This is a genomic window from Inquilinus sp. OTU3971, assembly GCF_038440215.1.
This window is the reverse complement of sequence record NZ_JASATH010000252.1, coordinates 1-9,864: the sequence shown is the minus strand read 5'-3', so window position 1 is coordinate 9,864 and position 9,864 is coordinate 1. Positions and strand designations below refer to the sequence as shown.

Genomic DNA, 9,864 nt, shown 5'->3' with positions numbered 1-9,864 from the left:
CTAGGAGCGGGTTCGATCCAGTTCTATTTCCGACTGGGCATCGATCGATCCAGGAATGGTATCGAATCCACCTCAGTCCCAGACGGCCAGCATCTCCCTTTGGACGTAGTCGAGATGCGCGGCCATCGCCGACCGGGCCCGGTCCGGCTCGCCGGCGGCGATCGCCGTGGCGATGCCGTCATGGTCGGCCATGATCCGGTCCAAGAGCGCCGGTTGGCGCGACAGATGCCGATGGAAGGCGGCGCTCAGCCCCTCCTCGCGGCCGCGCCACAGGGTCAGGGCGATCTCCCGCAGCGCCTGGTTGCCGCAATGCTCGGCGATCAGCAGATGCAGCGCCCGGTCCGATTCCTGCGACCATTCCCGCCGCGCCGTCTGGCCGCGCATCGCCGTGACGATGCCGGCCAGCTCGGTCCGGCCCTCCGCGGTGATGTGCCGGGCGGCCAGCGCGGCCAGCTCCGGCTCCACCAGCGCCCGGGCCTGCATGATCTCCAGCGCCGAATGGTCGGCCTCGGGCAGGGCGCTGCCGGGCCGGGCCGCGGCGCGGACGAAGGCGCCGACCCCGACCTTGACCTCGACCAGCCCCGCCACCTCCAGCGCGATCAGCGCCTCGCGCACGGTCGGGCGGCTGACGCCCAGCTCCTGCGCCAGGTCGCGCTCGGAGGGCAGTTGCTGCCCCGGCCTGAACTCGCCGGACTCGATCGCCGCCGTGATCTGCTCGGCGATCTGGATGTAGAGCTTGCGATTGACGACCGCTTGAAGGGGCATCGTGCCTGCCGCTCGAAGGTCTCACCATCGGTCCCAGCCGGCGCTCAAGAATCTTCTTCTAAATCCCATTTGAGCTGGCCTGACCACTTGACAGCCTAGCCGCACCCACGCCCTAATGCCAGCACCTGCCGCCGAAACGGTAGGGAAGCCGCCGCAAGAGCGGTTGTGGAACGTCGCTCGGCGCCGCCGTCATGGCGCGCCGTCCTGGGGCGGAGACACCCTTGAAAATCGACCGGATCAGCGTCCTCGACATCCGTTTCCCGACCGCGAAAGCGCTGGACGGGTCAGACGCCATGAATCCCGACCCCGACTATTCCGCCGCCTATGTGATCCTGTCGACCGATGACGGGCTGGAGGGCCACGGTCTGACCTTCACCATCGGCCGCGGCAATGACATCGTCTGTGCCGCGATCGAGGCGCTGAAGCCGGCGGTGCTGGGCCACGACCTGGCGGATTTCACCCGCGACATGGGCGCGACCTACCGCCACCTCACCGGCGACAGCCAGCTGCGCTGGCTGGGGCCGGAGAAGGGGGTGATGCAGCTCGCCACCGCGGCGATGCTGAACGCGATCTGGGATCTCTGGGCCAAGGCCGAGGGCAAGCCACTGTGGCGCCTCCTGGCCGACATGACGCCGGAGGAGACGGTGCGCTGCATCGACTTCCGCTACATCACCGACGCGCTGACACCGGCGGAGGCGGTCGAGCTGCTGCGCAAGCAGGAGGCCGGCAAGGCGGAGCGGATCGAGCAGCTGCTGGCCGAGGGCTACCCGGCCTACACCACCAGCGCCGGCTGGCTCGGCTACAGCGACGACAAGATCCGCCGCCTGGTGCGCGAAGCGCTGGCCCAGGGCTTCAAGGCGTTCAAGATCAAGGTCGGCGCCGACCGCGCGGCCGACCTGGCCCGCGCCGCCCTGGTGCGCGCCGAGATCGGCGACGACCTGACCTTCATGGTCGACGCCAACCAGGTCTGGGATGTCGGCCAGGCGATCGAATGGTCGGTCGCCCTGCTGCCCTTCAAGCCGCTGTGGGTGGAGGAGCCGACCAGCCCCGACGACATCCTCGGCCATGCGGCGATCGACCGGGTGCTGCGGCGCTACGGCACCCGGGTCGCGACCGGCGAGCATGTCCACAACCGGGTGATGTTCAAGCAGTATCTCCAGGCCACCGCCCTCGGCTTCTGCCAGATCGACGCGGCCCGGGTCGGCGGGGTCAACGAGAACCTGGCCATCATCCTGATGGCGGCCAAGTTCGGCGTGCCGGTCTGCCCCCATGCCGGCGGTGTCGGCCTGTGCGAATACGTGCAGCACCTGTCGATGTGGGACTTCATCTCGGTCAGCGGCAGCAAGGACCGCCGCTTCATCGAATATGTCGACCATCTGCACGAGCATTTCGTCGATCCGGTGCGGATCGAGAACGGCTGCTACGCCGTGCCGACCGCGCCCGGCTACTCCATCGCCATGAAGCCCGCCTCGCTCCAGGCCCATCGCTTCCCAGACGGCAGCGCCTGGCGCGACGACCAGGAGACCCGCCCGTGAGCGCAACCTTCCTGCCGGAGGAGAAGAAGGTCTGGTTCGTCCAGGACCGCTTCGGCATGTTCATCCATTGGGGCCTTTACGCCCTGCCGGCCCGGCACGAATGGGTGAAGAGCCGGGAGGAGATCGGCGACGATCCCTACCGGGCCTATTTCGAGCATTTCGACCCCGACCTCTACGACCCGCGCGACTGGGCCGCCCGGGCGAAGAAGGCCGGGATGAAATACGTGGTGCTGACCGCCAAGCACCACGAGGGCTTCTGCCTGTGGGACAGCAAGGTCACCGACTACAAGGCGACCAATACCCCTTATGGCAAGGATCTGATCAAGCCCTTCGTCGAGGCGTTCCGGGCCGAGGGGCTGAAGGTCGGCTTCTACTACTCGCTGATCGACTGGCACCACCCGGACTTCACCATCGATGTCCACCACCCGCAGCGCAACCATCCGGAGGTGGCGGCCCTGAACCAGGGTCGGGACATGCGCCGCTACGCCGCCTATATGCGCGACCAGGTGCGCGAGCTGTTGACCGGCTACGGCAAGATCGACGTGCTGTGGTTCGACTTCTCCTATCCGGACCGGCCCTACAAGGACCTGCCCGGCAAGGGCCACAAGGATTGGGAGAGCGAGCAGCTGCTGGCGCTGGTGCGCGAGCTGCAGCCGGACGTGCTGGTCAACAACCGGCTCGACCTGCTGGAGGTGCTGGGCGTGCCGCCCGACATCACCACGCCGGAACAGTTCCTGCCGCGCCAGGCGCCGCGGGTGCTGGACCGGGAGGTGACCTGGGAATCCTGCCACACCTTCAGCGGCTCCTGGGGCTATCACCGCGACGAGACCAGCTGGAAGAGCCCGGAGCAACTGATCCAGCTCTTGGTCGACAACGTCGCCTTGGGCGGCAACCTCTTGATGAATGTCGGCCCGACCGGCCGCGGCACCTTCGACGACCGCGCCAAGGCGGCGCTCGAAACCTATGGCCGGTGGCTGGAGCTGCATGGCCGCAGCATCTATGGCTGCGGCCCGGCCGGGGCGGAGATCGCGGTGCCGCGCGATTGCCGGCTGACCCGCAACGGCAACCGGCTCTACGTCCATCTGTTTGCCTGGCCGTTCCGGCACCTGCATCTCGACGGGCTCGGCGGCAAGGTCGCCTACGCCCAGCTGCTGCACGACGCCAGCGAGGTGAAGCGGCTGGAGGCGACGAATCCCGCGCTTGGCGGCAACACCCATGTGCCGCTGACCGCGGGCACCCTGACGCTGGAGCTGCCGGTGCGCCGGCCGGACGTGACGGTGCCGGTGGTGGAGCTGTTCCTGAAGGACTGAGCCGGACCATCCATCAAGCGTCCGCCCGGCAGAAGGCGGCCGCAACAGGAGGACGAACGCCATGAAGACGCTGACGACCATTCTGACGGTGGCCGCCGCCGCCCTGTCGCTGTCCGCCGCCCCGGCCCGGGCCGAGCCGGTGACCCTGACTTGGCAGATGTGGAGCAGCACCGACGCGGAGACCGCGGCCTGGCAGCACGTCGCCGGGCTGGTCAACAAGCAGTACCCCGACATCAAGGTCGAGCTGCAGACTTCGCCCTGGCGCGACTACTGGACCAAGCTGCCGACCCTGGCGGCGTCGAACACGCTGCCGGACATCGTCAGCATCCAATCGCTGCGACTGTCCAATTTCACGACCCTGTTCGAGCCGCTGGACGAGTATGTGAAGCAGGGCTTCGACCTCGGCCAATTCGATAAGTCGATCCTCGAAGGCCTCAGCTACGACGGCCATCTCTACGCGCTGCCCTATGATTTCGGCCCGCTGGCGGTCTATTACAACCGCGACCTGTTCGCGAAGTACAAGGTCGAGCCGCCCAAGGCCGGCTGGACCCGGGCGGATTTCCTGGCCGCGGCCAAGGCGCTGACCCAGGACGGCAATTACGGCTTCGCCGTCACCGCCAGCGACTGGCTGGAATTCGCCCTGTCCGACGGCGCCAAGTACCTGACCGGGGAGGGCGGGCTGAACTTCGGCGACGCCGAGCTGCAGGCCGCCTTCCAGTCCTATGTCGACCTGGTGACCAAGGAGAAGGTGGCGCCGGTGATCGCCGCCAGCGGCCAGCCTTCCGGCGACATCGCCCGCGGCCGCTTCCTGGCCGGCAACGTCGCCATGTACGTCACCGGCCCGTGGGAGATGATCAACATCCGCAAATCCTCCAACTTCCCGGTCGGGCTGGCGCCGCTGCCCGCCGGCAAGGCCGGCAGCATCACCTTCAGCGCCGGGTCGGGCTTCGGCATCAACAAGGCCGGCCCGCACAAGGACCTGGCGTGGAAGGCGATCCAGGTGCTGACCGGGCCGGAGGCGGAGCAGTACCTGGCCTCGCAGGGCCGCGCCTTCCCGGCCCGGACCGCGCAGCAGGGCTACTGGTACGACGTCGCGGCGCAGGACGTCGCCAATGCCCGCGAGACCATCGACTACGCGCTGAAGACCGCCCAGCCCTACCGCACCACCGCCAACTGGAACACGGTGTATGAGCTGCTGGAGCAGTATGCGCCGCTGGCCTATGGCGGGTCGCAGACCGGCGCCGAGGTGCTGGACACCGTGCAGGGCCTGGCCGCCGAATGACCGTGCAGGCCCAGGATCTCGGGACGCAGGTGACGGCGGCGCCGCGGGCCCGCCGCCGCCGCGCCTTCCGGGCGGAGGGGCGGGCCGCCTTCTGGTTCCTGCTGCCCAGCCTGCTCGGCTTCCTCGCCTTCCTGCTGTTCCCGCTGGTGGCGTCGCTGGCGCTCAGCTTCACCAATTGGCAGCTGCTGACCGAGCCGAAATTCGTCGGCTTCGCCAACTACATCCGGCTGTTCAAGGTTGATCCCAGCTTCTGGCGGGCGCTGGCCAACACCTTCTTCTTCACCGCCGAATATCTGGTCCTGAACATCGTGCTGTCGGTCGGCATGGCGGTCTGGATCTCCAGCCTGCGCTGGGGCAAGCGTTTCTTCCGGCTGATCTTCTTCCTGCCGACCTTCACCCCGATGATCGGCGCCTCGCTGGTCTGGGTGCTGATCTTCACCCCGGGCGGGCTGATGGACTGGCTGTTGCAGTCGCTCGGCCTGCCGATCCCGAACCTGCTGGTCGATCCGGCCTGGGCGATGCAGGCGATCGTCATCGTCTCGCTGTGGTCGGGCTTCGGCTACAACCTGCTGCTGTTCGGCGCGGCGCTGGAATCGATCCCGCAGACCTATCTCGACGCCGCCCAGATCGACGGCGCCACCCCCTGGCAGCGCTTCTGGCGGATCAAGCTGCCGCTGATCTCGCCGACACTGTTCTTCGGCACGGTGATGACCGCGATCACCGCGCTGCAGGTGTTCGACCAGGTCTATTCCATGACCCGCGGCGGGCCCGGCGCCGCCACCGCGACGCTCGGCTTCTTCATCTACCAGAACGGTTTCACCACCTATCGGATGGGCTACGCCTCCTCGATCGCCTGGGTGATGTTCGTCATCATCATGGCGCTCACGGCGTTCCAGTTCCGGCTGCAGCGGAAATGGGTGCATTATGACGACTAGGCGTAAGGACACCGGCATCGTCACGGCCGGCACGCTGGTCTCGCAGGGGGCGATGGCGCTGGTGGCGCTGGCCTTCCTGTTCCCGTTCTTCTGGATGCTGACCAATGCCATCCGGCCGAATGGCGAGGTGCTGGCCGTGCCGCCGCGACTGCTGCCCAGCGACTGGCAATGGGGCAACTTCCTCGACGCCTGGGTCTATCTGCCCTTCGGCCGCTTCTTCCTGAACAGCGCGCTGGTCTCCTGCGCCGTCACCGTGATCGTGCTGACCGTCTCCAGCCTCGCCGCCTATGCCTTCGCCCGGCTGCGCTTCGTCGGCCGCGACGCGCTGTTCCTGACCTATCTCTCGACGCTGATGATCCCGCAAGTGGTGCTGGTGATCCCGCTGTTCCTGCTGATCAGCAGGCTCGACTGGGTCAACACCTTCCAGGCGCTGATCCTGCCGGTCGCCTTCGGCTCCTTCGGCACCTTCATGCTGCGCCAGTTCTTCAAGACCATCCCGCGCGAACTGGAGGAGGCGGCGCTGTGCGACGGCGCCTCGCGGCTGCGCATCCTGGTCAGCATCATCCTGCCGATGTCGCTGCCGGTGCTCGGCCTGTTGGCCCTGTTCACCTTCACGGCGCAGTGGAACAGCTTCCTGTGGCCGCTGATCATCGTGAACGGCACCGAGCACGCGACCATCCCGCTCGGCCTCACCATGTTCCAGACCCAGCAGGGCACGCAGTGGAACTACCTGATGGCCGGCGCGGCGATCTCGATGATCCCGGGCCTGTGCCTGACTATCCTGCTGCAGCGCTACATCTTCAGCGGCATCGCCATGAATTCGGGGTTCGGCGGGCGGTGAGAGGTGATTTTTCAAAAGGGGATTTAGAGAAACAACCATATTGCTAAATCCCATCTAGAGTCGCAGTATCGATTAAGCCAACCGACAAGGCGGGGAAGGGACCGACCATGGACATGCATGTTCCGGCGCAGGCCGAGGCGCCGCGCCTGCTCACCGACGCACAGATCCGGCAGTTCCTGGCGAACGGCTATCTGGTGCTGCAGACGGCGCTGCCGAAGTCGTTCCACGACCAGATCTTCCAGCGTTTCGACGACCTGATCGGCGCCGACCGGCACGAGAATCCGGGCAACAACCTGCTGCCGCTGGTGCCGGAGATCAACGCCGTGTTCGAGGACCCGGTGGTGAAGGGTGCGCTGACCAGCGTGCTGGGGCCGGACTACATCATGCACCCGCACCGGGCCCTGCATAAGAACCCGCCCGGCTCGCCGATCCAGAACTGGCACAAGGACAGCTACTGGGGCTACATGCGGCGGGTGCGGAACCACCGGCCGCGCTGGGTCATGATCATGTACTACCCGCAGGACACGCCGGCCGAGCTGGGGCCGACCGGGGTGGTGCCGGGCAGCCATCTGCTCGCCGCCGGGATCCAGGACCCGGATGCGCTGGAGCGTAACGGCTCCGGCCCGGCCGGCTCGGTGCTGATGATCCACTACGACATCTGGCACCGGAAGATGAAGAACCTGACCGCCGACAAGCGGTTCATGATGAAGTTCGAGTTCATCCGCATGGCGCCGGTCGAAGCCCCGGCCTGGCCGCATACCAACCCGGCCTGGCGGGCGCCGGAGCAGGCCCCGTCCTTCGCCATGGAGGCGGCCTGGAAGGCACATTGGCGCTGGCTGACCGGCGGCACCGCGGCCGGCGGCGCGGCCGATCTCGACGCCCTGAGTACGGCGCTGGCCGGCACGCCGGCGGACGCCGCGGCCGCGATGTCGGCCGTCTCCGATCTCGGCCCCCCGGCCGCGGCGCTGGTGCCGGCGCTGCTGCCCCATCTCGACGGCGACAACGAGGCGCTGCAGCTCGACGCCGCCTATGCCCTCGGCGCGATCGGCGAGGCCGCGCTGCCGGCCCTGCTGCAGCGGGTCGAGGCCGACACCCGCCGCGATCCGGAGGACGGTTCGAACAAGAGCGATTCCGGCCGGCTGACACCGAAGGATTGCATTGCCCTGTCGTCCACCTACGGCCTGGTCGAGATCGGGGCGCCGGCGGTGCCGGAGCTGCTCCGCCTGCTGCGAAGCGGCGCCGGCCGGTCGCGCAAATTCGCCGCCTTCGCCCTTGGCGAGATCGCCGGCACCGGGGCGGAGGTGCGCGACGCGCTGATCGCCGCCGCCGGCGACGCCGATCCGCATCTGCGCATCGCCGCGGTCGAGGCGCTGGGGCTGAAGCCGGCCGATGACGCGATCGTCGCCGCCCTGGCCGGGGCCCTGGACGATGCCGACGCGGAGGTGCGCTTCGACGCCGTGCTCGGCCTGGCGCGGATGGGCGAGGCGGCCGCCGCGGCGGTGCCGGCTCTCGGCCGGGTGCTGACCGACGACCCGAACCGCTATGTCCGCGGCTATGCGGTCGAGGCGCTGTCCCGCATTGGGGATGACGCTGCATACCGGGTGCTGCTACCGTATCTGAGGCTTTCCCGCTGGTGTCCGATGACGACGTCGGCGAGCATTTTCTGACCTGTTTCAACGGCGCGGCATTGGCGGATCGGCGGCACTCCCCCAACAGCGGGCCTTCAGCCCAGGATCCGGAGGCGCTGGCCGCCCTCCTGGAACGCACCCTGTCCGGTGCGTCCGGCCGCTCGCTCGCGGGAGGCGCGGTGCGCCAGACGGTGCAGGCGCTGGGCCGCGCCATCGTCGCCGGCCGCTATGCTGCCGATCGGCCGCTGCCGACCGAGACCGAGCTGGCCGCCGAATACGCGGTCGGCCGCAACGCCATGCGCGAGGCGATCAAGGTCCTGGCCGGCAAGGGGCTGATCCGCACCGCCCGGCGCTACGGCTCGCGCATCCGGCCGCGCGAGGAATGGTCGATCCTCGACCCCGACGTGCTGGCCTGGCATCTGCGCGAGCCGGACGGCATCGGCCGCTTCCTGGTCGAGATCTCCGAGCTGCGCGAGATCGTCGAGCCGCAGGCGGCCGAGCTGGCGGCCCTGCGCGCCACGGATGAGGAGGCGGAGGCGATCGTCGCCCTGGCCGCGCGGCTGGCGGTGGAGACCATGCCGCAGGTGCTGGACACCGACGTCGCCTTCCATCTGGCGGTGCTGAACGCCTCGCACAACCGGCTGCTGTCCGGCTTCGCCCGGCCGCTCGACGTGCTGCTGCGGGTGCAGTTCCTGGTCTCGGCCCACGGCATCGCGCCGGAATATGCCTACAGCCCCTCCGCCGACTATCATATGGGCATTGCCGAGGGCATCCGCGGCCGCGACCCGAAGAAGGCGCGGGACGCGGTGATGGCGATGCTGATCCGCAACCGCGGCATCGCCGAGAAGGTGGCGGCGCCAGACTGAAGACGGGGAGGGCGGCATGGCGCGCGATCCGGGGCTGGAGGAGCTGGTGCGGGAGGCGCTGGGCGCCGAGCCCGGCCTGGACGAGAAGCGGATGTTCGGCGGCCTGGCCTGGCTGCTGCACGGCAATCTGCTGTGCGGCGCGCGGGTCGACAGCATGCTGGTCCGCCTCGGCAAGGGCAACGACGACTGGGCGCTGGAGCAGCCGGGCGTCGCGCCGATGATCATGCAGGGCCGGCACATGCCGGGCTGGGTCCGGGCCGGCGCCGTGGCCTATGGCGACGACGCGCTGCGCCGGCGGCTGCTCGATGCCGCGCTCGCCTTCGTCCGGTCGCTGCCGCCGAAATAGCTACTCGGCCAGTATGCGCAGGATGAAGTCGGCGCGCTCGGCCACGCTCACCTTCGGCAGGACCACGACCTCGTAGCCGAGCGCCGGATAGGCCTCGAGCAGCCGCTCGTATTCGGCCACGGCGGCGTGGAGGCCGTGACGCCGTTCCGGATCGGTGCCGTAGATCTCCGGCCAGGGCGGGGTCAGGAACACCTGCCGGTGATAGGGATGGGGCCGGGCCAGCGTCTCCAGCGCCGGCTCGCCGGTCATGTGCTGCAGCGCGGAGGCGGCGTCGACCAGGCCGCGGTCGAAGAACACCCAGCCTTGATGGGCCTCGGCCGAGGCGCGGTCGGCCCGCGCCCAGGCGCAGGCGCCCC

The 9,864-nt window shown here is 68.7% G+C and carries 10 protein-coding genes; 8 read left to right on the top strand and 2 right to left on the bottom strand.

What is annotated here, in order from left to right; genetic code table 11:
• Positions 1-72: 72 nt before the first annotated feature.
• Positions 73-765 carry a FadR/GntR family transcriptional regulator gene (locus tag AAHM41_RS36460; protein WP_342241541.1) on the bottom strand — a complete coding sequence of 231 codons (693 nt, stop codon included), beginning with the start codon at positions 763-765 and terminating at the stop codon, positions 73-75.
• A gap of 221 nt (positions 766-986) precedes the next feature.
• Between AAHM41_RS36460 and AAHM41_RS36455 the strand changes: the two genes are divergently transcribed.
• The 8 genes from AAHM41_RS36455 (at position 987) to AAHM41_RS36420 (ending at position 9,508) form a co-directional block, all read left to right on the top strand.
• Positions 987-2,300 (top strand): L-fuconate dehydratase, encoded by a 1,314-nt coding sequence (locus tag AAHM41_RS36455; RefSeq protein WP_342241540.1) that lies wholly within the window; start codon positions 987-989, stop codon positions 2,298-2,300.
• Entirely contained in the window at positions 2,297-3,610 is a 1,314-nt protein-coding gene (locus AAHM41_RS36450; RefSeq protein WP_342241539.1) for an alpha-L-fucosidase, read from the top strand. The genes AAHM41_RS36455 and AAHM41_RS36450 overlap by 4 nt, the downstream gene beginning before the upstream one ends.
• Positions 3,611-3,671: 61 nt before the next feature.
• Positions 3,672-4,892 carry an ABC transporter substrate-binding protein gene (locus AAHM41_RS36445; RefSeq protein WP_342241538.1) on the top strand — a complete coding sequence of 407 codons (1,221 nt, stop codon included), beginning with the start codon at positions 3,672-3,674 and terminating at the stop codon, positions 4,890-4,892.
• The gene (locus AAHM41_RS36440) at positions 4,889-5,827 is read left to right on the top strand and encodes a carbohydrate ABC transporter permease (RefSeq protein WP_342241537.1); all 939 of its coding nucleotides are present in this window, start codon (positions 4,889-4,891) and stop codon (positions 5,825-5,827) included. The genes AAHM41_RS36445 and AAHM41_RS36440 overlap by 4 nt, the downstream gene beginning before the upstream one ends.
• Positions 5,817-6,668: a carbohydrate ABC transporter permease gene (locus AAHM41_RS36435; RefSeq protein ID WP_342241536.1), complete on the top strand. Its 852-nt coding sequence runs from the start codon at positions 5,817-5,819 to the stop codon at positions 6,666-6,668. Before AAHM41_RS36440 ends, AAHM41_RS36435 begins: the two co-directional genes overlap by 11 nt.
• Before the next feature lie 107 nt (positions 6,669-6,775).
• A complete protein-coding gene (locus tag AAHM41_RS36430) occupies positions 6,776-8,335 on the top strand; it encodes a HEAT repeat domain-containing protein (protein ID WP_342241535.1) in 1,560 nt (519 codons plus the stop codon).
• On the top strand, positions 8,302-9,162 hold the full coding sequence (locus AAHM41_RS36425) for a FadR/GntR family transcriptional regulator (protein ID WP_342241534.1): 861 nt from the start codon (positions 8,302-8,304) through the stop codon (positions 9,160-9,162). The genes AAHM41_RS36430 and AAHM41_RS36425 overlap by 34 nt, the downstream gene beginning before the upstream one ends.
• 16 nt (positions 9,163-9,178) lie before the next feature.
• Positions 9,179-9,508 (top strand): TfoX/Sxy family protein, encoded by a 330-nt coding sequence (locus AAHM41_RS36420; protein WP_342241533.1) that lies wholly within the window; start codon positions 9,179-9,181, stop codon positions 9,506-9,508.
• On the opposite strand, the gene AAHM41_RS36415 is transcribed toward AAHM41_RS36420, so the two are convergent.
• A partial coding sequence (locus tag AAHM41_RS36415; protein ID WP_342241532.1) for an AAA family ATPase occupies positions 9,509-9,864 on the bottom strand: 356 nt, incomplete at its 5' end.

What these genes read in the sequence shown, in the direction of transcription:
- AAHM41_RS36460 (WP_342241541.1), bottom strand. Translation starts at nt 765, where the DNA reads ATGCCCCTTCAAGCGGTCGTCAATCGCAAGCTCTACATCCAGATCGCC.
- AAHM41_RS36445 (WP_342241538.1), top strand. Translation starts at nt 3,672, where the DNA reads ATGAAGACGCTGACGACCATTCTGACGGTGGCCGCCGCCGCCCTGTCG.
- AAHM41_RS36440 (WP_342241537.1), top strand. Translation starts at nt 4,889, where the DNA reads ATGACCGTGCAGGCCCAGGATCTCGGGACGCAGGTGACGGCGGCGCCG.
- AAHM41_RS36435 (WP_342241536.1), top strand. Translation starts at nt 5,817, where the DNA reads ATGACGACTAGGCGTAAGGACACCGGCATCGTCACGGCCGGCACGCTG.
- AAHM41_RS36430 (WP_342241535.1), top strand. Translation starts at nt 6,776, where the DNA reads ATGGACATGCATGTTCCGGCGCAGGCCGAGGCGCCGCGCCTGCTCACC.
- AAHM41_RS36420 (WP_342241533.1), top strand. Translation starts at nt 9,179, where the DNA reads ATGGCGCGCGATCCGGGGCTGGAGGAGCTGGTGCGGGAGGCGCTGGGC.